General features: G+C 50.0%; 23 protein-coding genes and 1 tRNA gene. 6 read left to right on the top strand and 18 right to left on the bottom strand.

Translation table 11 applies throughout. From position 1 onward, the window contains the following. Positions 1-9: 9 nt before the first annotated feature. The 4 genes from BUB94_RS00785 to BUB94_RS00770 form a co-directional block, all read right to left on the bottom strand. The gene (locus tag BUB94_RS00785; RefSeq protein ID WP_073233441.1) at positions 10-969 is read right to left on the bottom strand and encodes a PD-(D/E)XK nuclease family transposase; all 960 of its coding nucleotides are present in this window, start codon (positions 967-969) and stop codon (positions 10-12) included. A gap of 129 nt (positions 970-1098) precedes the next feature. Next, entirely contained in the window at positions 1099-1323 is a 225-nt protein-coding gene (locus BUB94_RS00780) for a hypothetical protein (protein ID WP_139260086.1), read from the bottom strand. Between the two features lie 138 nt (positions 1324-1461). Then, positions 1462-2061 (bottom strand): LEPR-XLL domain-containing protein, encoded by a 600-nt coding sequence (locus BUB94_RS00775; protein ID WP_139260085.1) that lies wholly within the window; start codon positions 2059-2061, stop codon positions 1462-1464. A gap of 113 nt (positions 2062-2174) precedes the next feature. Beyond that, entirely contained in the window at positions 2175-3524 is a 1350-nt protein-coding gene (locus BUB94_RS00770) for an FISUMP domain-containing protein (RefSeq protein ID WP_083537955.1), read from the bottom strand. Positions 3525-3705: 181 nt separating this feature from the next. On the opposite strand from BUB94_RS00770, the gene rhuM reads away from it, so the two are divergent. After that, positions 3706-4659 (top strand): RhuM family protein, encoded by a 954-nt coding sequence (gene rhuM / locus BUB94_RS00765; RefSeq protein WP_139260084.1) that lies wholly within the window; start codon positions 3706-3708, stop codon positions 4657-4659. Positions 4660-5135: 476 nt separating this feature from the next. Next, on the top strand, positions 5136-6080 hold the full coding sequence (gene argF, locus BUB94_RS00760; protein ID WP_073155439.1) for an ornithine carbamoyltransferase: 945 nt from the start codon (positions 5136-5138) through the stop codon (positions 6078-6080). 152 nt (positions 6081-6232) lie between these two features. Here argF and BUB94_RS00755 read toward each other — a convergent pair whose 3' ends face one another. The 3 genes from BUB94_RS00755 to BUB94_RS00745 form a co-directional block, all read right to left on the bottom strand. Then, on the bottom strand, positions 6233-7477 hold the full coding sequence (locus BUB94_RS00755; protein ID WP_073155436.1) for a carboxypeptidase-like regulatory domain-containing protein: 1245 nt from the start codon (positions 7475-7477) through the stop codon (positions 6233-6235). A gap of 8 nt (positions 7478-7485) precedes the next feature. Continuing rightward, entirely contained in the window at positions 7486-8376 is an 891-nt protein-coding gene (locus BUB94_RS00750) for a DUF4423 domain-containing protein (protein ID WP_073155433.1), read from the bottom strand. Positions 8377-8603: 227 nt separating this feature from the next. Beyond that, the gene (locus BUB94_RS00745; RefSeq protein ID WP_073155431.1) at positions 8604-9821 is read right to left on the bottom strand and encodes a fibrobacter succinogenes major paralogous domain-containing protein; all 1218 of its coding nucleotides are present in this window, start codon (positions 9819-9821) and stop codon (positions 8604-8606) included. Between the two features lie 94 nt (positions 9822-9915). Between BUB94_RS00745 and BUB94_RS00740 the strand changes: the two genes are divergently transcribed. Further along, complete coding sequence (locus tag BUB94_RS00740; protein WP_073233718.1) at positions 9916-10818, top strand: DMT family transporter; 903 nt, start codon at positions 9916-9918, stop codon at positions 10816-10818. A gap of 311 nt (positions 10819-11129) precedes the next feature. Here BUB94_RS00740 and BUB94_RS00735 read toward each other — a convergent pair. The 4 genes from BUB94_RS00735 to BUB94_RS00720 all read right to left on the bottom strand — a co-directional run bounded on the left by BUB94_RS00735 (position 11130) and on the right by BUB94_RS00720 (position 13400). Beyond that, positions 11130-11213, bottom strand: a tRNA-Leu gene (locus BUB94_RS00735). Positions 11214-11277: 64 nt separating this feature from the next. Then, complete coding sequence (locus tag BUB94_RS00730; protein WP_073233433.1) at positions 11278-12057, bottom strand: hypothetical protein; 780 nt, start codon at positions 12055-12057, stop codon at positions 11278-11280. A gap of 3 nt (positions 12058-12060) precedes the next feature. Then, positions 12061-12582 (bottom strand): hypothetical protein, encoded by a 522-nt coding sequence (locus tag BUB94_RS00725; protein ID WP_073155425.1) that lies wholly within the window; start codon positions 12580-12582, stop codon positions 12061-12063. A gap of 8 nt (positions 12583-12590) precedes the next feature. Further along, positions 12591-13400, bottom strand: a complete 810-nt coding sequence (locus BUB94_RS00720; protein ID WP_083537946.1) for a hypothetical protein — start codon at positions 13398-13400, stop codon at positions 12591-12593. 33 nt (positions 13401-13433) lie between these two features. Here BUB94_RS00720 and BUB94_RS00715 point away from each other — a divergent pair, with 33 nt between their 5' ends. Both BUB94_RS00715 and pheS read left to right on the top strand, forming a co-directional pair. After that, entirely contained in the window at positions 13434-14837 is a 1404-nt protein-coding gene (locus BUB94_RS00715) for a toxin-antitoxin system YwqK family antitoxin (protein WP_139260083.1), read from the top strand. A 180-nt stretch (positions 14838-15017) separates the two neighbouring features. Further along, positions 15018-16040: a phenylalanine--tRNA ligase subunit alpha gene (gene pheS / locus BUB94_RS00710; protein WP_073233429.1), complete on the top strand. Its 1023-nt coding sequence runs from the start codon at positions 15018-15020 to the stop codon at positions 16038-16040. Positions 16041-16175: 135 nt separating this feature from the next. Here pheS and BUB94_RS00705 read toward each other — a convergent pair whose 3' ends face one another. From BUB94_RS00705 to BUB94_RS00675, 7 genes are all read right to left on the bottom strand, one after another. Then, positions 16176-16760 carry an outer membrane beta-barrel protein gene (locus tag BUB94_RS00705; protein ID WP_073233427.1) on the bottom strand — a complete coding sequence of 195 codons (585 nt, stop codon included), beginning with the start codon at positions 16758-16760 and terminating at the stop codon, positions 16176-16178. A gap of 111 nt (positions 16761-16871) precedes the next feature. Next, on the bottom strand, positions 16872-18251 hold the full coding sequence (locus BUB94_RS00700; protein ID WP_073155417.1) for a mannose-1-phosphate guanylyltransferase/mannose-6-phosphate isomerase: 1380 nt from the start codon (positions 18249-18251) through the stop codon (positions 16872-16874). A gap of 35 nt (positions 18252-18286) precedes the next feature. Continuing rightward, positions 18287-19429 (bottom strand): polysaccharide biosynthesis/export family protein, encoded by a 1143-nt coding sequence (locus BUB94_RS00695; protein WP_073233425.1) that lies wholly within the window; start codon positions 19427-19429, stop codon positions 18287-18289. Positions 19430-19447: 18 nt separating this feature from the next. Continuing rightward, positions 19448-19894: a low molecular weight protein-tyrosine-phosphatase gene (locus BUB94_RS00690; RefSeq protein WP_073155412.1), complete on the bottom strand. Its 447-nt coding sequence runs from the start codon at positions 19892-19894 to the stop codon at positions 19448-19450. 29 nt (positions 19895-19923) lie between these two features. Then, on the bottom strand, positions 19924-20487 hold the full coding sequence (gene rfbC, locus BUB94_RS00685) for a dTDP-4-dehydrorhamnose 3,5-epimerase (protein ID WP_073155408.1): 564 nt from the start codon (positions 20485-20487) through the stop codon (positions 19924-19926). Between the two features lie 8 nt (positions 20488-20495). Then, positions 20496-21383, bottom strand: a complete 888-nt coding sequence (gene rfbA / locus BUB94_RS00680) for a glucose-1-phosphate thymidylyltransferase RfbA (RefSeq protein ID WP_073155406.1) — start codon at positions 21381-21383, stop codon at positions 20496-20498. Further along, positions 21383-23482: a polysaccharide biosynthesis tyrosine autokinase gene (locus BUB94_RS00675; protein ID WP_073233424.1), complete on the bottom strand. Its 2100-nt coding sequence runs from the start codon at positions 23480-23482 to the stop codon at positions 21383-21385. The genes rfbA and BUB94_RS00675 overlap by 1 nt, the downstream gene beginning before the upstream one ends. A gap of 92 nt (positions 23483-23574) precedes the next feature. Between BUB94_RS00675 and BUB94_RS00670 the strand changes: the two genes are divergently transcribed. Beyond that, positions 23575-26169: a DEAD/DEAH box helicase gene (locus tag BUB94_RS00670; RefSeq protein ID WP_073233422.1), complete on the top strand. Its 2595-nt coding sequence runs from the start codon at positions 23575-23577 to the stop codon at positions 26167-26169. Positions 26170-26184 lie beyond the last annotated feature (15 nt).

Genomic DNA, 26184 nt, shown 5'->3' with positions numbered 1-26184 from the left:
TTATCAACTTTATACCCTTTCGGCGGCGATTTTGTCCGCTAGCTCCTGTACCTTTTCAAGAGGCAACTTGAGGACTCGAGAGACTCGTTCCACAGGGTCATTATCTCGTAGAAGCGCTTCTGCGTCACTGAATTTGGTTTCTTCACAGCCTTCTTTGTGTCCTTCTTCACGGCCTTCGCGGCGGGCGGTTCCGATGCGTGTACTGATTTCAGCTTCTGTGACCATACCTGTTGCAATCTCCGTGATAAAGTTCTTCTCGAGGGCGTTTACTGCCAGACGGCTGTAAACATCCGCAATGACGGGATCCTTCGTCTTGGGGGCGTCCTTCGCCAAGGCCATCTTGGTGAAAAGCTCCAGCCATTCCGTCTCGGCAGTGTTCAGGTTCAGGACCTTCGCGTCTACCCTACTTAAATCTACCACAATATACCTTTTTTTGTCATAAACCGGCAAGGCGTTGGGATTACCAATGCTAGAAAAACGGAAGAGGCCCAACTCCTCACGATAGCTCTTGCAAAAGCTAACCGGGAAGTTGCAGATCCACACGCTGTAGGTGGCGGGCATCAGGTACGGATGGTCTTCCTTCTCAGCTTCGGTGCGCTGGCTGTCAAAGTGAATCTTGGACTCGATGGAAAGCTGGTCCGCGTAAAGCTCCACACGGTCCGCAAAATCTTCATGAGACGCCCGCTGCATCTCGAGGTCCACGAACTCATCGTTGTTGAGCTTGGCGTGTACATCGAAACGAACCTCCTCCACATCGATTGCGGAAGTCAGCGTGGATGCGGGCTTCTTGCGTTCGATGCTAACAATCTTCCGTTCCTCGGGCTGATGCAGCATTGCGTTTAAAAAGTGGATCAGCGTAACGTCCTTCGAAAAGATTTCCTTGAAGACCTTGTCCCGGGTCGGGTCCAGGAACGCGTGCTGTTTAATGATTTCGACTTGTTTTTTGACTTTTTCCTCAAATGTCGCCATAGTTTCATCCAGGCGGGAGCGCCCCCGCAATAGCGCAAGGCGTTTTCGCCCTACATACTATAACACGTTTTGAACGAGGAAATGTTGCATGATTTTACGTAAAACAATTGTAAAAACTCAAGTAGGTTTTCATTGCCATCTGCATTCAATTCCCTTAAACTTTTCGGCGGAATCGCTTAACAGAGATGTTACAGAATCAATTTTTTCAGAGATGCCAAGAGAAGAAATGTCAAAGTCTGAAACGGAATCAATAGCCTTTGTAACTTCATCACCGATTGTCGCAGACAGACTTTCAAACTGTTCTGCATAAGCATCCAGCTTTTCCACCTCGAATCCGGAGGCGGCATCCATCATCACTACCGACAAGGCGAGTGATGCGAAAACAGACTAGTCTGTTTTCATATCCGAGCCGCAGCGGGAGGCGCTTAGCGCAAACGGGGTTCAAGATTTTCAAAAGCTTTCGTTCATTGAACGCCTGCGGAGTTAGCGGCGTCACTCGGTCATACCAAAATCCAAGCCAAGATCGCTTAAAGCAGTATTATGTTGCAAATCAACGGAAACAATTAACTTTGAGCCATCTGTCTCAAACTTCAAATAACCATATTCTTTTTGAGCATCATCTTTTAGGACATCATCCACATACTTGGATACAAAATCAGACAACGAAAAACTCTCGATTTTATCGTCTACAGATTCATTGATGGTTTCAATGTCAGTCTTTGCCTTTTCTAAGGATTCCGTAAGAATATGTCTTACATCATCAACAATTTTTGTTTGGAAGTCACCAACGGAATCTTCAAGCAAAGAGCTAAAAGTCTCCACGCCTTCGGTCAAACCAAGCGAAGATGCATTAAAATCTACAATGTTATCAATGGCCGAGGTTATGTCATTGCCAATGGTTTCAGAAACACTTGCAAATTGGTCAACATAGGTTTCAATCTTTTCCACCTCAAAACTAGTGGCCGCGTCCATCATTAAGCGTGGTTCTAGATTTTCGATCTTAAAGTTCTTCTTAGAATTTTTTCTTGCCTTAGAAGACTTGGAAGAAGTGTTCATGGAGGACTTACGAGAGTTTTCGTTCATTTTAGACATAATATGGGCCTTGGATACGCACTTTGCGTATCGTGATGTTAAACTTGGGAATGGGAGCCCTCTATGGAGGGTTCCCTAAAATCTTTTTTGGGGGATGTATTAGGAGTTGGAGACTATTCCACCATTACACAACGGACAGAGAAGCCATTGGACTTATTTATCGAAACGATTTGAAATACAGAGCTGGAATTACTTGCCCATGACGCGCTTGATCTCTTTTCCGCTTTTTCCTCAGGATAATGCCAGTAAGTTCCTGTATTGACATTTTCGAATAGATGATCAAACAAATACCCAGCACCAACCAAAGAGTATCCAGTAGTATTATAACCACCAAATCTATATTCAGATCGAACACCCTTGATACCATCCTCATTTCCATCTGCATGGACTATGGTGTACATATCGTTATAGGTCAGCAAACGCCAGCCCTCGGGGCAAATGCCCTGATGGTTTTCCTGAATCAAATCGGCGCAACTTTCCGTATTGCAGCGGCTGGGCAAAGCCATCATTTCCGCCCACTGGTAAAGACCGCCATACTTATCACAATTGGTGGTATCGTTATCATAACAATAACGTTCAATTTTCGAATCATCTTCCTGGTTTAATCTTCCGCGAATCATTTCACCAATATTCAGATTTTCCGCCATGACCGTAACAGAATTAACTTTGTAGCTGGTGTCCTTTCCGGTAATGGTAATGTAGTAGTAGCTACGACCAGTGCGTTTATCGATAAACTGTTTATATTCACCATTGTCGTATTTTGCACCTTCAAGAAAATTCTTATGATCAAACGGCACATATTCACTACTGCTGGAAATCTTCACAGAACTGGAGGAAGACTTAGCACTGGAACTAGAAACAACAGAAGAACTGCTCTTTGCTGTGCTAGAAGAGGACTTTGCGCTAGAGCTAGAAGCAACAGAGGAGCTGCTCTTAGCCGAGCTACTGGATCCTTCGCTCGATGAGCTCAGGATGACGCTGGAAGAGCTGCTGCTCTTAACAGAACTGGAGCTGCTCTTGGCTTCGCTGGAGGAAGAAGATTCGTCCTTCTTGACGATCCAGCCCCACTTATTCAGTTCGGCGTCGTGGATGCAGACCAGCTCCACGTTGCTGTCGTAGTTGTAAGAAAGCTTGCCTTCGCGGCTTTCATTACACTTACAGCTCAAGGCATCGGCCAAGGTGTAAATGTCGCAGACGTACTTTGCTACGCTGGAGCTAGAAGATTCCTTAGCAGAGCTGGAGGATTCCTTATCGCTAGAGGAGCTATTCTTTGTGCTAGAGGAGGATTTTTCCTCGTCAGCAACGCTGCTGGAGGAATCGTCGTCCTTGGCGCTGGAGCCATTATCGCCACCGCAGGCCACGAACATGACTGCTGCGATAGACAACATCGCTAGATTCTTCGCTACGCTCAGAATGACGCGGGATGATTCGCTCAGAATGACACTCGGAAAAGAATTTTTCATATGTTCTCCTAATTTATTCCCTTTTTTCAAAAAAAATATAGTCAAAAACGCAGATTGTCATAATCTGACTTTTGCAATTTGTATATTTATCCCAGCCGGAAACGCCGGTTTTTCATATATCGCCCGACAGGTGCCCGCGAGTATCCTCGCATCATGGGAAATGCGTTCCTCGGAGTATCCGATGGAAAATCAACTGGAAAAAGCGCCCGAAAAGGGTGAAATCATCGCCTACCACACCGATGGCGAGTTACATCTTGATGTCCGTCTCGAAAACGAAACCGTCTGGCTGACGCAGGCTCAGATGGCGGAGTTATTTGGATCCTCAAAGCAGAACATAAGCCTTCACATAAACAATATTTTTAAGGAAGGTGAACTTGACGCAAAAGTGGTTGTCAAGGATTTCTTGACAGCCACTAAGCATGGCGCTGTCAAAGGAAAAATTCAATACCATCGCACAAAAAACTACAATCTTGACGTCATCATATCCGTAGGATACCGTGTCAAATCCATCCAAGGAACCCGTTTTCGCCAATGGGCCAACAAAGTCCTTAAAGATCACCTCCTCAAAGGCTTCAGCATCAATCAGCGGCTTCTTATAGCAGAAGAGCGCATCGACCACCATTTGGCAAATCACGAGAATCGCATTACTGACCTGAAATCCGAGCAAGAGGATCATTCCGCACGAATCAAGGCTCTTGAAAACCAGGTGGATTTCTTCGTAAAAGGTCCCAAGCCTCCTGAAGGAAGAATTCTCCCAGCCAATTCCCGCTGGGACGGCTTCGCCCTCATTGCAGAACTTATAAAATCCGCCGAAAAATCCGTAGTGTTCATCGACCCATTTGCAGATGTCACCGCATTAAATTTCGCAGCATTTCGAAAGCCGAAAGTTACAGCAATCGTCTATACAGCTCGCATCACCACGGCATTACAAAACCAGGTGGAAATTCATAACAAACAATACCCAGGACTGCAGCTAAGAAGCATGCGGCAAGTTCACGACAGGTTCCTTCTCGTCGATGACAAGGTCTATCACTTTGGAGCCAGCTTCAAGGATATGGGGAACGGACTTTGCGGCTACAGCATCATGGATTTTGCAACCGTGGAGCAGGTGATGGAAATGGTGGGAAATCCTTAACGGTATCCGCAGCGGGCTGAGAGGGGGTGGCGGAAGACTTTTAGCCGGGGTCGGCGACCAGGGGGAGCCGTCGGGCGGCCTCCTAATGTTATTTTTTTGCGTTTTTGGATGTTCTAGGCTGTTTTTGGCGATGCCACGGCGTAAAAAAAGGCTGCAGCCAGGGGGAAACTTCCCCCCTATCCCTTGACAAACGACTTGTTTTTTTCTCTATTTGGAGGCACAATTTTAAGTTTCACCTTTAACGGAGATACAATATGCCTTGCGGAAAGAAAAGAAAGCGCAGGAAGATTGCGACTCACAAGCGTAAGAAGCGCCGTCGTCGTGACCGTCATAAGAAGAAAATTCGCTAATTTCCGTTAGCATTCTCTTGTGATTTTCCTGTTAAGGAATTGAAAGACGGAGTGACAAGCTCCGTTTTTCGTTTTTTGTTTTTTTAACCGAGCAGTTCCTGAGCTCACCAAAATAAGGAATAGAAAATGATCGATCGCAGCAAGCACTTCCTCCGCCTCGCCGACTGGAGCGAAGAAAGAATTCTCGAAACCGTAGCCATCGCTTCCCGCCTGAAAAAGGAAGTCCATGCAGGCCAGGTCTCCGACCGTCTTCACGGCCAGAACATCGGTATGTTCTTCGAAAAGCCGTCTCTGCGAACTATCACTACTTTCCAGGTGGGCATGAACCAGCTGGGTGGCCACGCCGTGCTGCTCTCCCCGGACTCCATCGGTCTTGGCAAGCGCGAATCCATCAAGGATGTGGCCCGCTGCCTTTCCCGCTGGGTGAACGCCCTCGTTGTCCGCTGCTTCAAGCAGGACCTGGTGGAACAGTTGGCTGAATACGGTTCCATTCCCGTTGTGAACGCCTTGACCGACGACTATCACCCCTGCCAGGCTATCGCCTTCGCCCAGATGATCGAAGAAAATCTCGGCGGCATGAAGGGCAAGACTGTAGCCTTCATCGGCGACGGCAACAATGTTGCAAACTCTTTCCTCGCCCTCTGCTCCAAGGTGGGCATGAACTTTACCTTGGCTTGCCCCAAGGGTTTTGAACAGCCGGCTCACGTGATCGAAGAAGCCCAGGCCGACTTCAAGCGCCACGGCTGCCAGTACCGCGTATTCAACGACCCGAAGGAAGCTGTCAAGGACGCCGACATCCTTTATAGCGACGTGTGGGTTTCCATGGGTCAGGAAGGCCAGAAGGAATCCAAGCAGAACCACTTCTTGCCGTTCCGCATCGACGCAGACCTCCTGAAGTATGCTCCGTCCCACGTTAAGGTTTCCCACTGTCTGCCCGCTCACCGCGGCGACGAAATCACCGACGAAGTGATGGACAACCTTGACCTGAACATGAGCTACGAAGAAGCCGAAAACCGCCTCCACGCCCACAAGGCCGTGCTGTGGCAGGTCATGCCCCCGTTCAACAAGTAATTGAACAGCGTAGACTTTTTAAAAAGGCTCCCTCTGGGGGGCCTTTTTTCGTTTCCGTTAGAGTACAAAAGGCAGGCTCCCGCGAGAGCCTGCCTTTCTAACCACCAAATTCACTTTAGCTGTTCCGCACTCCGGCGCGTTCAGAACAGTCCTTACCTTAAGTCCTTTTCATTAACTCCATAAAATTTGATGTCATCAATCCAGATTTCCGTATCAAAATATGCGGAAACTGCGATGTTCGTAGCCTGCTTACTAACGTAATCCCAGCCCATGTTTCCATAGGTGCTGTCGCCCACCATAAAGTCGGAAGGTTTCACCACCACACGCTCCCATTCATCCGCACCACCAAGGGTGTCCAGGAACACTGCCTTGCCAGAAGTTCCGTCAACAATGGCTTCAAGATTGAAGGAATAGGAGCCCGTGCCACGAACGAAGTATTCCACGGAATCAATGCCGCTGAAGTCACAAGGATTGGAACTGGAGCAAATCCACAGGCCCATGAAAGACCAATGTCCCTGCATTCCAGAAGTTGTCCAGTGGAATGCCTTGCCCTCGCGACCTGCACCGGCATCTACAACGGCCAGGGCGGCGCTATCTTCAACAGGAGACATGACCACCGTGGTGTCCGTAGGCTTCAAATAAAGTTCGCTAGAATCTCCGGCAAACAGGACGTTAGACTTCAATCCGTTTTCGAAATCCAGGACATTTAGGTATCCCAGGGGCGCGGAGGAACCCGGTTCCTCGTCGGATGAGGATTCCGACTCATCGCTGGAGGAACTTTCGGCAATCTGACCGCTAGACGAACTTTCAGGAGCCGCCAGAGGAACAGTCACCAGGTCCTCGACAATAGAATCGCCGGCGACGATTCGAACGCGGTAATCTGCAGGAGCAAGGCCCTCAATCTTATAGAAGCCTTCGCTATCGGTCTTGACCTTCCGATCGGTACCGTAAACCTGGATCCAGACGCCATCGCTGCCTTCGGGCAAGTCGATCCTACCCGACATGACACTCAGGGGGCTAACGGCAATTTCAGAGGAATCCCCCATCTTGATCTGATTGGCCAGGAGCAGGGCAAATGCGCCACGGCCTTCATCCATCACCTCGAGGGTCATGGAATCTGCAAACAATGTATCGACGCGGACAATGCCGACGGAATCCGAGGTAAAGATCCTGACGGCAGTTTCCTTCTTCAAGACTTCCAAGGCAGGCAGATAGTTCGCAGCCCTCAAGACTGCAGTGGCGTTGGCCACAGGGGCACCACCTTCGTCCACCACCTGGACCACATAGGCGTTTTCTGTTTCGACAGTACTGACACCTGCCACCTCGCTATCCGTGGAGCAGGCCACAAGCCAGCCGCCCACAAGCCCGGCAACAATGCACTTAAACATCTTAACCATACCACACCTCATTTTTTTACCCCTTTGGTGGCAGCGGCCTTGCCCGCCACACCTCCATTCTTGACAGCGGCCTTGCCCGCCACCGCGTCCATGTCGGCCACCGGGAACAGCGAGAACATGAACTGCATCACCTTGGTAGGCTTCTGCACCTCTTCTACGCGTTTCTGCACCTGGCGGCGGAATTCCAAGGTCATTTCCTTCAGGTCGTTAAAGCAATCTTCATCTACGCCCACCAGCAGCGACGACATATTTCGCCGGTCAGGTTCGATGGTAGCCAGGGCATTCTGAGCCAGAGCCAGCAACTGGTTCTGGTAGCTGCGAATGGCTGTCACCTTGGCGGTACCCGACGAGGTAAAGTTAGCCTGCCCCACCGCAAACCGTTCCGACGCCAGGGGCGTAATCAGTTTCAGTTCCTTCAAGACGCGGATGGCTTCTTCCACCTGTTCCTTGGAAACCACAGGCGTAATCTGCTTCACCAGCTGGGACACCACCGCCGAGCCGTTGTTCATCTCGATCAGGGTTCGCACCACCGGAATCCACCACTTGCCTAAAAACAGAAGCTCGTTGGTATTGAGTTGGCGCATCTTGACGTCCTTCAGGGACAGCGCCATCTTATAAAGCTTATCCTTCTTGGCGGGGGATTTCGTCTTGGAAGCCGCCACCAGGATTTCAAAAAGTTCGCCACTTCGGCCCTTCAGATCCAGCAGGTCCTTGACCAGGGGGATGCTGCGATTGGGCAAGTGAAGTTCCTTGTTCAGTACGCGGAACATCTGACTGGTTTCAAGGCCAAGTTTCTGCCCCATCATCTTATAGGAATACAGGGGCAACTCCAGCTTGCGCTGGGCATAGTAATTCTTCAGCAGATCCCTGTAATCACCAATTTCGTCGATATTCAGCATAGGCCCTTCTTAATTCTATATAATTTCCCATCTATAAGATAGATTCGCCTCCTGATTTTTTGCCCCCGTTAAAAAATGCCCTTTGCAAAAATTGCAAAGGATTTGTTGGATCAAGGGGTTACCGCAGACGGTCAAGAAGCTAACTTAAAGGTATCGTAAAACCACACCACAAAAAAGCCCCGGGAAGGTCCCGGGGCTTTTTTTAAACAGTCAGAATTCCCTACGGCTTACGGAGCGCTGTAATCAAACCAGTCGTAGTATTCCAGGTCTTCGTCATAGGTGCAGACCACCACTACATCAAGATCTGCTATGTAGGCGGTAGTACCCTCCATATCTTCATCGCAAGCATACACTCCCAAGTCGTCAACCTCATCCAGCATGAGATCATAGCTTCCGGAATCGCCACTAGAGCTGGCAGGAGTTACGCTGGAGCTAGAAGGCAGAGTGCTGGAGCTGGAAAGATCGTCGTCATCATCGTCGTCATCATCGCTGGAAGAAGAGCTAGGCGGAGTAATATCTTCTTCGTCCATCCACATGTAGTCTTCCAGGTCATAATCGTAAGCGCAGATCAATTCCTGCTCCACGTCCTTGATGTAGGCAGTCTGACCCTTGGTCTTTTCGGAGCAGGCATACTTAGAAAGATCAGAGGATGTCATCACTTCTACATCGTACTTGGAATTGACAGACCTGTCATTGACACAACGCACGGAACGGTAGATGGACTTTTCCAGGGTATTCTTCCTGACACCGCCATCGGTGCTGGTAAAGCGCCAGCTGATAGCGTTTTTCAGGTCAAATTCATCGGAACTCCAGAAGGAGGCGTAATCATCCTGCTCCAAAAACTCGTTACCCTTCTTGTAGCCGGAAGCCAACACGCGGAAACCATACTTGTCGGTTCCGTTACCGTCATCATCCCAGCTAAAGGTTGCCTTCAACTTCTTGCCGGGGTCACTTCCCACAGCGTCAAACAATTCCTGCCATTCATCCTTAGAAGGCAAATGCCACCCATCGGGGCAGACATCCTGGGCATCGCCCCAGTAATACAGGGCGCCGTAATCTTCACAGTTGTCTGTCTTGTCATCATAGCAGAAAGAATTGGAGGACTTGTAGTTCAGGTTTTCCGCCATCCAGAGCTGATTACCGATAGTCACGGTCTTGTAACGTTTATTATCGCGGCTGTCCTTAAAGTCACTGTAGGAAATGGCCGGATTGAATTCTTCAAAATCAACCTCTTCGGAAGAGGAACTCGCGCGCACGGAACTGCTGGATTCCAAATCGTCATCAGCTTCGTTGTCAATCTTGGCGCTGGAAGAAGAAAGGATTTCTTCCTGTTCTTCGCTCGCACTACCGTTACCGCTATCGCCGCAAGCCACAAGGCCAAAAGTGAGGGCACTGCAAACGCCGGCCACACAGCCAACATAAAGAGCATTCTTCAAGATAGTCATAAAACCTCCTAATGATATCGCAAAGATAAAAAAATTTTTTGAATCCTCCGTAAAAATGGATCCAACGACCTTTTTTTCTATCTTTTTTATCGCTATGGCTAACATCGGATATAGTTTTCTGCTTATTCTGGCGGCCTTCATCTGGGGAACGACCTTTGTGGCCCAGGCAGAAGGCAATTCTGCAGGCCCCTTCGTTTTCACCTGCACCCGCAATCTCATTGCCGCCGCACTGCTTTTCGGCCTAGCCAAGACCCTTGATGCCACTGGCAAAAGCCCTCGGCGTCCCGCCACTCCTGCCCAGCGCAAGAAACTCTGGAAGGCAGGCATTCTCTGTGGCATCGCCCTAACCTTCGGAACCAACTTCCAACAGCTGGGACTGTACCTAGGGACTTCCGCCGGAAAATCCGGATTCCTGACCACCTGCTACATTATCCTCGTGCCGGTCTTAAGTGTATTCATCGGGAAAAAAATCAACTTAAAGTCCTGGATTTGCGTAGGCATCACATTGGTGGGCCTCTACATGCTCTGCATCAAGGACGGCTTCACAGTCGAAGTTTCTGATGGGGTGCTGTTGCTGTGCGCGCTATCTTTCGCCATCCAGATCCTATTCGTAGACAAGTACGGCCCCGACGTAGATAACGTCCGCCTTTCTGCCATACAGTGTCTAGTGGCCTGCGTCCTTAGTGCCGCCCCCATGTTCCTAGTGGATATGGAATGTTCGGCTGCGGGCATGGTCCGTGCCGTAGAAATTTACTCCCACGGATCCGCCTGGATTCCGCTGCTTTATGCCGCCGTACTTTCTAGCGGTGTGGCCTTTACCTTGCAGATTGTGGCCCAGAATAAAATCAAGCCCACCATCGCCTCGTTGCTCATGAGCCTGGAATCAGTGTTTGCGGTTCTGGGAGGCTGGGCCGTGCTGGGAGAACAGCTGACCCTTCGCGAGGGCCTTGGCTGCATCATCATGATGGTAGCCGTCATTCTCAGCATCAAGAAATAGCTCGTCCGAAAGGACAGGGGGCAAAAAGGCAGTGGAAAAGAGAAATTCCACTCCATTTCCACCGCCTTTCTTTTAATTTGTATCAAACAAACTCTCAAAACAAGACAAATTTTACCTCAAACAGGGGTAAAAATGCAGAAAAACACAGCCTTACCCCACCTCTGGCCCCCAATTTTGCGAACAAACAAACAAAAAGGCAGTGGAAAATCGGTTCATACGCCCTTTTCCACCGCCTTTTTTCATTACCTCCGCGAGGCATCTCCATCTCCAAGCATAAAAAAAAGACCTCTCTTTCGAGAGGTCTTTTTCAGTGCGGATGAGAGGACTTGAACCTCCACAACCTTGCGATTACTAGAACCTGAATCTAGCGCGTCTACCAGTTCCGCCACATCCGCATGTTCGTGTGCCCAAATTTTGAAAATTATTTGCGATTTGTCAAGGGTAAAGGGCAAATTTTATTCATTTTTCATTAAAAATTTCCAAAATCCAGTCTTTTTGATGACTTTTCCAGTAACTCCAGTCATGTTCACCGGCCGGATCGAACTTCATATCGCACTGAAGAGAGGAATTTGCCTCCGCTCCCTGGTCCAGGGAATTGCAAAAGCGGGTAATCCAGGGAACTGTCACATCGGCAGGATACAGCCGGTCGGAACCGCCCTGAATAAAACGCCAACGTCCGGTTTGCAGACGACGTTCCCGGGCAATTTCTGCGGCATCGCCAAAGGCGGCCCCATAGGAACTGATCAGCAGTCTGGATTTCACCTGTCGACGGCCCCACAGGGAATAAGCCATTACACCCAGCGCCCCGTCTGAAATTCCCACCAGGTAGATGTTATTGATAGGGTAACCACGACGCCCCGCAATGGAATCCAGGGCCGCATCCACCCAACCAACAGCCACGGGAGTTACCCAATGGTCCTGCTTACAGGCAGACGCACTCATTACGATAAAACCGGGAAGCAGCTCCGCCATATCGCCGCCTGCAACCAACCCCTTTTCACAATTGCCGCTAGTCATACCGCCGTGGAACCACACGGCAACAGAACGGTGATCATTGCCCTTGTTTTGTCCGTTAGACTTTAAATTCCAGACGCCCACCAATCCCTTTTTAGGAGCAGACATGCCCGAAGCTGAGCCATAGGCGACCACGTTCAAGGTATCTTCGGCGGAGGATCCCCAGCACGAAGCCGCAAGGCCCACCACAAGAAACAGCGCCCAGACGGACTTAAAAAATTTCATTGGCTATGCCCGCTTTTTAACAAGCCACATGATCAAGAGCACCAGCGCAGCCAGGGCCATCGCCCCCACAATGCCGCAACCGATAAAGGCATAATAGACCTGGTAATCCATCACCAGTTCATCAAAGCTCAGTTCCCCATCCATAGACGAAATGGAGTGTACTACAAACAAATTGCTTTTTACTCGTACAGCCGTAATCTGCAACGGAATATCCCCAGCATCCATGGCGGCAAAACTGTACCATTCAGCCATATCATCCATCATGTCCTTGGAAGCATACAGCACGAAATTCACATTGTCGTCACCGTTAATCTGGAAGTTGGTCTTGTCAAAAAAGGGAATGTCCGTTCCGCCAAAGATGCTTGGAATCGAGGCGTGGGTCACCGTACCATAGAAAAGCTTGTCTTCTTCCGTAAATCCCTTGAGGGCAGGCATCATATAGGAAAGCAGCCAGCCCGCCAAGAACAGCAGCAGGAAGGCGAAATGCAAATAGGCCGGTTTACGGGAGGTATAGAAACGGAACATAAAACCCACTAGTCAATATTTTTAGAACGGAAGATAAAGAAAAATGTAGAAAGCAAAAGCACCAGACTCAAGAAATAGAAGGCCATGGGAATCCTGGATTTCAGGGAAAGCTCATCCATATTCTGGGACTGGAAGAACTGGATCATGTCTTCACAATACATAGCCGCCATGGAATTGTCGAAACGGCTCCAGGCCAGGGCAAGTTCCTCGTTTTCACGAGACAGCTTGATAAAGTCCGTCTTCAAGTTCTGGGGCAAGCGGGCAATTTCATCTTCACTTAGAGATCCCAAGCCCACCAGGTATCCGGCACGCATGGAATCCAGGGACATCACCATCTTTTGATGAAGGGAGCCTTCCAATTCCATAACCTGGGACCGCACCCCTTCCAGCTGATGATTCCAGGCCATTCGACCGGTCGTATAGCGGCGCATTCCCGCCACCTTGCTCAACACTTCCTTTTCAAAGCGGGACACGGACTCGTAGGACGGGACCTTTACACCAAGACCGCGAATGTTATCCATTTCCCTTGAAAAGGAAACGGCCATTTCCCGCAGGTTCATGGTCTGGGCCTGCACAAAAACAGAATCCGCTCCAAAGCCGATGCGGACACGTTCCATGCCGCGCATGGTAAAAGCTTCCTGCAGCTGGTAATCCGTCAGAGATTTCAGATGACGGGAGTAGATAACCAGTTGCGGCTTCTGGGAAAAATAGAACAGCGCCGTAAGCCCAACCGTAATGGCCAGGACAAGCCAGACCCAAGGCGTACGGACCCGCGTATTGAAGGTATCAGCAAGCTGTTTATTCTTAATATCTAACACAACACGAAATTACCTTTTTCTACTTTAGTTCGTATGAGAGCTTTTCGATTTACAGCTGTTTTTCGGGTCATTTCCCGCTTTTCTGCAACCTTTGCCGTCTGCGGGGCACTCTGCAGTTGCACAATCGAACGAGCCGAAGAAACCATTCTGGCCACCCATGCCAATGGCGCCAAGAAAACTTCCATCTGGGTTTACCCCAATGGCGAAATTCTAAAGCGCAACGAATGGTACTCCGACGGAATCAAGGAATACGAAATTCCCTACAAGGATAACGAGCCCGACGGTGAATTCAAGCGCTGGACGGGCTACGGCGACCTGGTTCTCGAAGGGGAATACAAGAAGGGCTTACGCCACGGAAAATGGATCAGCTATTACGGCGGACATTTCAACAAGAAGAAGGAAGCCATCCGTTACTACAAGGAAGACCACCCTGTAGGCGACTGGGAAGGCTGGCACTTTAATGGTGAGAAAGCATTTGAAGAACATTATAACGAGAACGGAGATTCCGTTGGCGTCTGGAAAAAGTGGGACGAAAACCGAACCTTGGTTGAAGAAAATAGCTGTTTTGAATCAAACGAAAAAGGTCATTTCAAGAAGTTTGCCAAGAGTTGCAAAATCCTGGAAAGTTACGAATGCAATTCGGGAGAACGCGAGGGATCCTACAAACTCTACTACGAAACCTTTGATGCTCCGGACTCTACGGGGGAAAGTTGCAACACTGCAAAAATTCGGGAAGAAGGCGTCATCGACGGATGTGAAGGCACAATGTTCCCTCAAACTTTCTATAGGGCAAACGGATCCGTCATAAAGAAAATCGAATATCAAGAAAGCGATTGCGGAATGGTAATGTCCAAAACATCATGGTTCGATGAACAGGACAAACTGTTGAGAGAAACCATTTTCAAGAACATCAACCATGATGGTTCCGAAGGTTATGCTTACGGATTCTGCGAAGGAACAACCAATTTGTTCTGCGCGGAAACTTCCTTCGTCCAATATGGGTATGGAGTTCTGGACAGCAGTACCTTAAGCCAGAAAGACGACTTCAGTCAAAACGTTGGTCAATACAAGGCCTCGATTCGCTACATAAAGCCTGACCACAAGTTGCTTTACGAAGAGTACTGGGATTTTGACAGCACGGCAAAATCTGCAGGTCAGATCCTCCTTGCGACACGCAGTTTCTACCCCGACAGCATGGGCGGCAAAATGGCCAGTGAAGGCTTCTGGAAATACCACTTTAGCAAGGGATCGCAGCGCAACGGCATCTGGCGCAACTGGTACCCCAGCGGCATCCTCAAGGACAGTCTCACCTACGTGAACGGCGAACGCATTGGCGACCAGTTCAGCTACGACTCCACCGGCAAGCTGACCATCCACAAGACCGAGAACGGCAAGAACCGCCCCGTGATTATGCATATCCTAGGCAGCGAACGGTAAGAGGACGGGTTTGAGGCGCGAGGTATGAGGGCGGAGCCTGCGGCTCCCTTGAGATATTATAATCGCGCCAGAGGCGCCAAACTTACTAATTCATATCTCATAATTCATAACTGTTAATCGTTCATTGTTAATCGCCTCTTGCAAGAAGAACCTCAAAAAATTTCTATCTTATGCCCCACTATGAGTGAAGCTATTAATAACGTAAAACAGGCATTTGACGCAGAACTTGCTCAAACTGACCTCACTAATCAAGAAGCCGTTAACAACCTCCGCGTGAAGTACCTTGGCAAGAAGGGCATGGTAACCGACCTGATGAAGCAGATGGGTTCCCTTTCCGCAGAAGAAAAGCCGGCTTTCGGCAAGCTCGTCAACGAACTTAAGGTGGCCGTCTCCGAAGAAATCGAAAAGGCCATTGCTACCGCCAACGAAGCCGCCCTCCAGAAGAAACTTTCCAGCGGCAGCGTCGACGTATCCCTCCCCGGCGCAGGCATTCCGTCTGGCTCGACCCACCCGCTGTACGACGTCCGCGAAGAGATCATCGACTTCTTCAGCCAGATGGGCTTTGAAGTGGACTTCGGCCGCGACATCGAAACCGACTGGTACAACTTCGAAGCATTGAACACTCCTCCCGACCACCCGTCCCGCGACATGCAGGACACCTTCTACGTGGACGACAAGGTGATGCTCCGTACCCACACCAGCGGCACCCAGATTCATTACATGGAAACCCACAAGCCGCCTTTCCGCATGATTGCTCCGGGCCACGTGTTCCGCGTCGATAACGATGCTACCCACGCCCCCATGTTCCAGCAGTGCGAAGGTCTGGTGGTAGACGAAAACATTTCCTTTGCAGACCTGAAGGGCGTCCTCCAGGTGTTCATGAACAAGCTCTTCGGTGAAGGCGTCAAGACCCGTTTCCGCCCCAGCTTCTTCCCCTTCACGGAACCTTCCGCTGAAATGGACGTGAGCTGCGTGTTCTGCGGTGGGGAAGGCTGCCGTCGTTGCAAGGGCACCGGTTGGATGGAAATCGGTGGCTGCGGCTCTGTGGACCCCAACGTGTTCAAGAACTGCGGTATCGACGGTGAAAAGTACACCGGCTTTGCATTCGGCTTCGGTCTAGACCGTATCGCCATGCTCCGCCACGCTATCCCGGAAATCGGCTTGCTCACCGGCAACGACCAGCGTTTCCTGGACCAGTTCTAGTCCGAGCCAAAAGCTTTACAGGGCCTCGCCTTTGGCGAGGTCTTTTTTACGTACAAAATTACGAACAAGAAAGGCGGACCTTGCAAGGTCCGCCTTTCTTTAATAGTTTGCGATCTCGTTTAAGACGTCCAACAATTAGCGCTGCTTAAACCAGTAGCTAAGACCGATTTGGATACCGAAACGGTTTGAATCCACATTATCCAAATCAAAAACATTGGTCAAACCGTAGGTAATACGGCCATCAATGCCCAGACCGAACTTGAACACATAGCCCAAGCCTGCAGCGAAGTCTACGTTAAATCCACTGGCCTCATCTATGGATTCTGCATCGGTAGACCTACTTCCATATTCAACCCAGCTCAAGGTAGTCAGGTTAAGGCCCAGGTTAACACCCAGATCCATGAAGAAACCCGGAGTAAAATTCAGACGGGCCAGTACGGGGATACTCATGTCAACATACATGATGTATCTATGGTAGTTATCATAATCATCCACATCAAAGTCATATATGGCGTATTCAATACCTGCACCGGTATGAATGCCGAAATTTTCGTTAACCGGGAAGAGCATTTCGAAAGTGAAAGCATCACCGGTACCGATGTTACCATCGGCATCACCCATCAGGGAACCAACGATAAAAGCATCTCGGAGACCGAGACCCACAGCAAAGCTCTGCACGGCGGCAAAAGCAACGAAAGCAAGAACGATTAGTTTTTTCATGTTTCCTCCATATTTAATTTAAGGTGGAGCAAATATAAAAACTTATCCATAAAAAAAAGGGCCACGAAAGAAAATCTTTCGCGGCCCATTATTGCTAAACAAACAGCTATGTTACTTTACACGATGGAAGTCATCTTCGACGCGGATGATATCGTCTTCGCCGGTGTATTCGCCCACCTGGATTTCGACGATGACCAGCGGAAGCTTGCCTTCGTTCTGCAGGCGGTGTACTTCGCCAACAGGAATGTAGGTTGATTCGTTGGGACGGACGTAGAACACCTTGTCGCCCACGGTGACGGTTGCGGTACCGCTGACTACGACCCAGTGTTCAGAACGATGCAGGTGCTTCTGCAGGGAGAGGCGCTTGCCCGGCTTCACCACGATACGCTTCATCTTGTAGCGTTCGGAGGATTCCAGCACGGAGTATGTTCCCCAGGGGCGGTTCACAGTCTGAGGCACGCTGATCAGGTCAGAGCCGCGGACTTTCAGTTCTTCCACCACCTGCTTTACCTTCTGGCTGCTGCTGAGAGGAGCAACGAGAAGTGCGTCGGGTGTATCAACGATGAGCATCTTGTCAAGGTCGATGGTTGCGATGGCACGCTGGGAACCCATGACCAGGGAGTTCTTGGAACCCACTGCAATGTGGCGGGGGTTTACGTTGTTACCATTTTCGTCGTGGGGATATTCGCCATAGAGGCTGTCAAAGGAACCGAGATCGCTCCAGCCGATATCGCTGGGAACCACCTTCACCTTGTCGGACTTTTCCATGACAGCGTAGTCGATGGAATTGGAAGGAATGGCCATCATGTCATCCATAGAAACGCGGATGGGTTCCTTTTCTTCAATGGCGGTATTGGCCAGAGCCTTCTTGGAAGCGGCCAAAATATCCGGAGAATGCTTCTGGAGTTCGTCGAGGAAGGTCTTTGCCTTGAAGCAGAAGATACCGGAATTCCAGTAGAAGTTACCTGCCAGCAAATACTTTTCGGCAGTGGCACGGTCCGGCTTTTCTACAAAACGCTTTACGTTTTCGCCATCGGCTTCGATGTAGCCGTAGCCAGTTTCGGGGCTGGTGGGAGTGATACCGAAAGTGACCAGGTTGCCTTCCTTGGCAAGTTCCTGGGCGCGGAGCAAAACAGCCTTGTATTCATCCTTCTTGCGGATCACATGGTCGGACGGAGAAACCAGGACGATTTCTTCGGGATCCAGGGTCAAGCAGGCCAGGGCGATGGCAGGGGCGGTATTACGGCCCACCGGTTCCAGCAGGAACTTGCCGCCCTTCTTGCCTTCGGCTTCCAGCTGGTCCTTAGCCAGGAAGAACTGGTCGGCGTTGGAAACGATGAACTGGGCTTCGCAGACTGCGGAGTTGGTCACCACGGTCTTGCGGAAGAGGGACTGTCCGTCAAAGAGCGGAGCAAACTGTTTCGGCATCAGGGAACGGCTTACGGGCCAGAGGCGAGTGCCGTTACCACCACAAAGGATAAGGTTGATCATTGAGTTACACCCTATAAATTAAACTTAGAGAATTATTACCGTCCCCACTGACCGCTGGACATCAACTGGATATTACGTCCAGTACTTGCAGCATTGTTAAGCAGAGCACCGGTCGGAGCAATCAAAGAAATGATACGGTTCCAGGTTGCAAGGCCAGAAGCGTCCACATAGACCACGTCATGAGAAGACAGGTTGAAGCGTTCTGCCATAGCAAGGGCCATGGCATTCTTGGCATTCAGCAGATAGACATCGATTGTCGTCTCATTGGAATTGCGAATCACATACACGGAACGGGAATCCGCATTCAAGGCATTCAGACCACCGGAAGAAGCCAAAGCTTCTACAAGGCTCAGCTTGCCATTGTTCACATCTACGGTTCCTACACGGCCAACTTCGCCAAGAACGTAAACCTTGTTGTTCTTCTGAGTTTCCTTCAGAGCGGGAACAAAGATCTGGTCACCGGGGCGGAGCAGAATCTTTTCAAGAGCTAGATTGTTCTGGAAAGCATCAAGATAGTTGATACTATAAACCTTGCCATCGCGGCGGAACTGCATGGCGGAAGGATCGGCATATTCATCAAATCCACCCACAAGGGAAATAGCGTCGGGCAAAGTCATGGGCTTTTCATCAAAGCCTACAGCACCGGGCTTGTTCACGGCGCCAGAAACAAAAGCCTTGCGACCATTGTAACCCGTCACACGCACGTCCACCTGGGGATCGTTCAAAATCTTATCGGAGAGGCGCTTTGTAATTTCTAAACGAAGTTCCTGTGCAGTCAAGCCAGCGACATTCAATTCACCGGCATAGGGGTAGAACAGCTTGCCATCGGTAGTGACCTTCTGACCGGCAGGCTGGTACTGACCCATAGGAGAAGTCAGTTCCGGATGTTCCCAAACCACGATCTGGACCATATCCAGAGGTCCAATATGGTATTCCAGCTGAGGCAGGGAATCCACCATCAAATCCTTGAGATTGCCTGCGGCAGATTCTTCTTCAGCAGAGGCGGCGGCAACGTTTGCCTTGCCCAGATCGCCCTGATCAATGTAGTGAACACGAACGGTATAACCATTATACTCGGCAGAATCGCCAGGCAGAGCCATCTGCATCTGGGGACCAGCGGCGCATCCAGACAAGAGGGCAGCAGCAACACCGCAAAGTCCCAAACAAATCTTCTTCATAAATTCCTCACACCAGGCCTAGGCCTGGCCCTCACTCTGTTTAATTTTTTCGACCCAGTAGGGAGTCAGCTTGGAGATGTAATTCCATGCAAGAACAAATGCATTTTCCGGACGGCGATAGGGGTCAGGTACGTCGACCCTCATGTTTTCGCCATAACGGAAAACCTTGCCTTCCATAAAGGGATAGCGGGCAAGAATATCCATCTTCTGACCGTTTTCCATAGTTAGAATCAAGTCGGCCCACTTTACAATATCCAGGTTGATCTGACGTGCACGATGGGCACTCATATCTACACCATGTTCCAGGGCAATCTTCTGACTGATTTCGTGAGCAGGGTGATCCACCAGGGCACCCAGACCAGCACTCATCACATTATAATCGGGGCCGAGTTCCTTCTTGAGAAGGTATTCGCCCGTGGGGCTACGGCAAATATTGCCGGTACATACAACAAGAATATTTTTCATCAGGTTAATAATAAAAAAAATTAGGCCGATTACAATTCAAAAGCGAAGCCAAGATCCTTCAACAGAGGGTTCTTGGTGTCCTTTTCGCTGAGAAGCGGTTCAAAACCATTTCCCACAGGCCACTCGATTCCGATGGCCGGGTCATTCCAGAACAGACCGCCTTCATCCTTGGGATCATAAAGGCGTGTACATTTGTACACAAAGGTTGCAGTTTCACTCAAAACCACAAAACCGTGAGCAAAGCCTTCGGGAATGTAGAACTGGCGCTTGTTTTCGGCAGAAAGCACCACACCTTCGTACTTGCCGAAAGTGGGGCTGCCCTTGCGCAGGTCCACAGCCACGTCATAAACTTCACCTTCCAACACGCGGACAAGCTTGCCCTGGGGATTCTTTTTCTGGAAATGAAGGCCGCGAAGGACACCCTTCTTGGAGCGGGATTCATTATCCTGAACAAAAACCATATCAAGACCGGCTTCATCAAATTCGGCCTTGTTATAGGTCTCCATGAAGTAACCGCGATGATCACCATAGACGGTGGGTTCAACGATAGTTACGCCTTCAATACTGGTCTTTATAAAATTGAACTTTCCCATATGATTACCTAATATCTAATCTTTCCTTCGGCGACTTTACGCAGGTGCTGGCCATAGGGGCTCTTACCATATTTGGCAGCAGATTCCAGCAACTTGTCCTTGCTGATCCAGCCATTGATGTAGGCAATTTCTTCTATGGCGCTGATCTGGATGCCCTGGCGATTTTCCACCATACGAACAAAGTCTCCAGCCTCGATCAGGCTGTCCATGGTACCGGTATCCAGCCAGGCAAAACCGCGACCCAGCAACTTCACATCCAAGTCACCCTGATCCAGGTAGGTCTTGTTCAGGTCCGTAATTTCCAGTTCTCCGCGAGCGCTGGGTTTCTGGGACTTGGCATATTCGACCACGCGGTTGTCATAGAAATACAAGCCGGTAATGGCATAATTGCTCTTGGGTTCCTTGGGCTTTTCTTCTACAGAAATCACCTTTCCGGCTTCGTCAAATTCCACAACACCGAAACGTTCGGGATCATCCACATAGTAACCGAACACACTGGCGCGACCGTTCTGTTCGGCGTTCTTGACGGCAGCCTTCAGAAGGGGACTAAAGCCGTTGCCGTAGAAAATATTGTCGCCGAGAACCATGGCGCAGCAATCATTTCCAATAAATTCCTCACCCAGAATAAAAGCCTGGGCTAGGCCATCAGGGCTGGGCTGAACCTTATAGCTAAGGTTGAGACCCATCGAGGAACCATCACCCAACAGACGTTCAAAATTGGGAAGGTCCGTCGGAGTGGAAATAATCAAAATATCACGGATTCCCGCCAACATCAAGGTAGACAGCGGGTAATAGATCATGGGCTTGTCGTAAACAGGCAACAGCTGTTTCGAAGTCACCATGGTCAGGGGATAAAGTCTAGTACCGGAACCACCGGCGAGCACAATACCTTTCATTAGTATTTCCCGTACTTGTAGCCGTAACCTTCGGTGCGGCTATGTTCATACTTGTTGATGACAATAGAAGCATGTGCAGTACTGTTGCCCTTGAGGATCTGGCCCATACCTTCCTGAATGGCTTCAATAGAATGCCTATTGTATTCGATGACCATAACGATCTGGGCAGCCAGGCGGCAAGCCAGGGCAGCATCCGTCACCAGCATGATCGGCGGAGTATCCACAATCACCAGATCATACTCAGACTTAAATCTTTCAATCAAATCGGAATAATGCCTGGAGCCAAGAAGTTCAGCTGGGTTGGCAGGGACATTGCCGCAGGGGATCACAAACATGTTTTCCACTTCGGTGGGGTGAATAACTTCTTCCACCTGGACTTCACGGAGTAGCACCTGGGAAAGACCGTTGCCGCGCTTGATTCCGAATTCCTTATGGAGGCGACCCTTACGGAGATCCGCATCAATGAGCAAGACCTTCTTGCCCAGACCTGCAAACAAGGCTGCCAAGTTCACAGAAATAAAGCTCTTGCCTACGCCGGGAATCAGGCCGCTAACACCAATGACAGAACCATTATCGTCCATCATAGAGAATTCCAGGGAAGAACGGAGAGCACGGAGGGATTCCACGGCCACGTCGTCGGGTTCCACCACGGCCAGCGGTCTTGTGCCCTTGGTTCCCTGGGGATTGCCCTTGGGCACCTTTGCATAAACCGTAAAACCAGTTTCCTTTTCGATAAAGCTAGCGCTCTTTACACCGCTGCTGAACTTGGTCTTCAGAGAAATAATCAAAGTACCAAACAGGAAGCCAAGGAACAGGGCGACAGCAACAATCAGCTTGGGCTTGGGCTTAGTGGGTCTGAGAGCCTTTTCAGCAAAGTCCACAATACGCACGGAGCCCACTTCACCGGCAGAAACAAGACGCAGCTGCTGGATATTGTTCAGCATGGTGGTGTAGAGAATCTTGCTCTGTTCCACTTCGTTAGTCAGTTTTAGCACTTCCTGCTGAGTGGTGGGAAGTTTCTTTACCTGGCTGGCGGTTCCTGCCAGTTCACGCTTCAAGGCATCTTCCTGATCTTCCAGAGTCTTTACAGTAGGATGTTCAGAATGGAAAAGTCGAATCGCTTCCTGCTTACGCTGTTGCAAGGCAAGAATGTCCTGTTGCAACTTCATGCGGCGCTGAAGCACCAACTGAGTTTCTGCATTCACGTCTACAGAACCCACGCGGTTACGATAGGCGTTCAAGTTCATGAGAGAGGAATCCATCTGGGCCTTCACATCAGGCAGCTGCTTTTCCAGGAATTCCAACGTCTTCTGGGCTTCAGCATTACGTTCTTCCACATTCTGACGTAAATAAGAAGAGGCTACCTCATTCAATACGGCCATGCCACGATCCGGATAGATATCCTGATAGGTAAATTCCAGGATTCCAGTCTTTTTACCCTTTTCCTTTACGTCAAAGGCGCTACGGAACGAACTGATGGCATCGAGACGCTTACGCTTACGGACGACAAAACGCTGACCCGGGCGAACATCGCAGCTGATAATGCCAAATGCGGCAGAATCACCGGCATAGGGAAACTTGTAGGTATGGCCAGGTTCACCCGACAGAACAACTTTATCAAGGTGGTCATACAGGTCAAAACGACCAGTACTGTCCTTGATTTCCACTTCCCATTCCTTAATCTTGTCAGTCTTGGGGACGCTATCCCAGGGGACTTCAATCTGCGCAAGGTCAAGTCTGCCTTCCCTATGGAGAAGACGGTCCAGGAAATTCAAGGGTTCAGCCTCGTACTGCAGGCGCATCTTTTCGACAGCGGCACCCATCACCTGACGGCTACGAATCAACTCAATTTCTGTTTCGGCAGGAGAAGCGTTGGAGAAAAGGGCTCCAAGTCCACCCATCATACCCATAGAGTTCTTGCTGTTTTTCGATTCAATCTGAAGAAGAGCATCTACCTGGTAAACAGGCCTAATCCACAAGGAGACAAAGACACCTACAATGCCAGCAACCACTAAGCAAGGCAGCATGATATACCAATTTTTGGCAACATCCTTAAGCAATTCAGTCAAGTCGGTTTCTTCTTTCTTTTTCGATGCCATAAAGACCCTTATCTAGAACGAGTTTAAATTCACACCAATGAACTCAAATTTAAAAAATCAGACGTTCCCTCAAAAAAACTATCTTTACTTTTATGACTGAAAAAGCCCCCGTTTCTTTAAAAGACTACTTGACTAAAGCCGATTCCGATGTATCATCTGAAGCCCTGCTGGAAAACTTTCTGGCCTGGGCTGATGCCAAGGGTACTACGCTGTACCCCGCCCAGGAAGAGGCAATCCTTGAACTTTTAGACGGGAAAAACGTTATTCTAAATACGCCTACGGGTTCAGGAAAATCCATGGTAGCCCTGGCGCTCCATTTTGACAGTCTGGCCCACGGTCGCCGTAGCGTTTACACCTGCCCCATCAAGGCCCTGGTCAACGAAAAGTGGATGGCCTTGTGCAAGGAGTTCGGTCCCGAAAATGTAGGACTTTCTACAGGAGACGCTACCGTCAACCGCGACGCCCCCATCATTTGCTGTACCGCAGAAATCCTTGCCAACATGGCCCTCTGCGAAGGGGAACAGTCCACCATTTCTGACGTGGTCATGGACGAATTCCATTACTATTCCGACAAGGAACGCGGTGTCGCCTGGCAGGTCCCCCTCCTGACCATGCCCAACACCCGCTTTTTGCTCATGAGCGCCACCGTAGGCGCCACGGAATTTTTCGAAAAGGAAATGACCAGGCATACGGGCAAGGAATCCGTCACCGTTCGCTCCACCCAGCGCCCCGTACCCCTGGATTTTACCTACTCCGAAACCGAAATTTCCAACACAGTTCAGCGACTGATCAACGAGGGGAAGGGCCCTGTTTACGTGGTTCACTTTACCCAGGCCGCAGCCGCTACCAACGCCCAGAACTTCATGAGTCTGGACCTTTGCACCAAGGAAGAAAAGGTGGCCATTAACGAGGCCATCAAGGAAATGCGTTTCAGCAGTCCTTACGGCCCCGAAGTAAAACGTTGGCTGAAGCAGGGCATTGGCATCCACCATGCGGGTCTACTTCCCAAGTACCGCATCCTGTGTGAAAAACTGGCCCAGAAAGGTCTGCTGAAGGTCATCTGCGGAACAGACACTCTTGGCGTAGGCGTGAACGTTCCCATTCGTTCCGTGCTGTTCACCCAGCTTTGCAAATATAGCGGCGACAAGACCGCTATTCTAACCGCTAGAGACTTCCACCAGATTGCAGGCCGCGCAGGCCGCAAGGGTTTTGACGACATCGGTTACGTTGTGGCCCAGGCCCCGGAACACGTCATCGAAAATCTGAAACTGGAAGCCAAGACAAAACAGACCGGCAAGAAATTCCAGAAGAAGAAACCGCCCGAACACGGCTACGTTCCCTTCGACAAGGGTACTTACGAGCGTCTGATCCAGGCCCAGCCGGAACCGCTGACCTCCAGTTTCCACGTCAGCCATGGCATGCTCTTGAACATTCTCAGCCGTCCCACCGACGGTTGCAAGGCCATGCGCAACCTGATCAAGGACTGTCACGAAACGGCCGCCAGCAAAAAGCAGTTGAGCAAGCGCGCCTTCCAGCTTTTCCGTGGTCTGGTAGAAGGCCACATTATCGAATTTGCCCCGCAAGTGGCACCGGGCTACAGCAAACTTCGCGTGAACATGGATCTGCAAGATGACTTTTCCATGAACCAGCCCCTTTCCCTGTACTTGCTGGATACCTTGCCCAAGCTGGATCGTGAAAGCCCCGAATACGCACTGGACGTCATTACGTTATGCGAAAGCATCGTTGAAAATCCCGAAGCCATTCTCCGCATCCAGATGAACAAGGCCAAGAACGCCCGCATGGAAGAACTGAAGGCCCAGGGCATGGAATTCAACCAGCGCATGGAAGAATTGGAAAAGGTGGAATACCCCAAGCCGTTGCGGGATTTCATTTACGACACCTACAATAACTTTGCCGAAACCCACCCCTGGGTAGACGTAAATGTGGAACCCAAGTCTATTGTCCGCGAGATGTTCGAAAACTTCAGCACCTTCAGCGGTTACATCAAGCAGTATGGTTTGCAGCGCATGGAAGCCATCTTGCTCCGACACCTGAACGGGGTTTACAAGGTGTTGGCCCAGACCGTTCCCGACAGCTACAAGAACGAGGAACTCCACGACATGGAAGAATTCCTGGGCGATATGATCCGCAGAACGGACAGCAGCCTGTTGGAAGAATGGGAAAAGATGGCCCACCCCGAAGACTACCAGAAACGTATGGACGATGCAGGCGCCACCGAAATGGAAACCGCCTTCGGTGCCGACAAGGTGGCCGCAGACATTACCTACGACAAGAAGCGCTTTATCAACATGGTCCGCCAGCGCATTTTCCAGCTCATGAGTGCATTGCAGAAGCAGGCTTTTGGCGACGTATTGGATATGTTGGCAGACGACCTTGCAGAAGGCCAAATGCTAGTGGATGGCGAAGGCAAACCCTGGACCGAAAACCGTCTGATGGAAATCATGGCAGCCTACATTGCAGAACACCACAAGTTCCGCCTGGATGTGGAAGGACGTTCCGTACATCACACCATCATTACCTACGAAGGCGAAATCATGCACGTCCAGCAGATGCTTCAGGACGAAGAAGATTTCAATGACTGGAGTATTGACTTCAAGATTGATCTAAAGGAATGCCGTGAGGCAGGCATGCCCCTCCTGAACATGGTCCGCATCGGGGAAGTCTAAAACATCGCGCCGGCG

The organism is Fibrobacter sp. UWH9 (genome assembly GCF_900129715.1).
In the GTDB taxonomy this organism is placed as follows: domain Bacteria; phylum Fibrobacterota; class Fibrobacteria; order Fibrobacterales; family Fibrobacteraceae; genus Fibrobacter.
Note: the sequence above shows the minus strand (reverse complement) of the source record. Positions and strands in the feature narration are given on the sequence as shown.